Below are 255 nucleotides of genomic sequence, written 5' to 3'. Positions count from 1 at the left end.
CAGGCGCAGGCGAAAGCCAAAGGCTCCAGCTATCAGCCGACCCAGAGCGAACGCGAACTGGTGGCGCGCACCGGTGGACTCGGTCGCGCGGGCGGGCAGGCCTTGTGGCCGGTACGCGGACGCATTGAACATCGTTTTGGTGAACAGCTGCAGGGTGAACTGCGCTGGAAAGGACTGGTGATTGATGCGCGCGAAGGTACCGAGGTGAAAGCTATCGCCGATGGCCGCGTGCTGATGGCCGACTGGTTACAGGGC

The 255-nt window shown here is 63.9% G+C and carries 1 pseudogene; it reads left to right on the top strand.

From position 1 onward, the window contains the following. A pseudogene (locus SB765_RS31520) lies at positions 1–255 on the top strand (peptidase M23); the annotation flags it as partial.

The organism is Pseudomonas sp. SIMBA_067 (assembly GCF_046534675.1).
GTDB lineage: Bacteria > Pseudomonadota > Gammaproteobacteria > Pseudomonadales > Pseudomonadaceae > Aquipseudomonas > Aquipseudomonas putida.
Note: the sequence above shows the minus strand (reverse complement) of the source record. Positions and strands in the feature narration are given on the sequence as shown.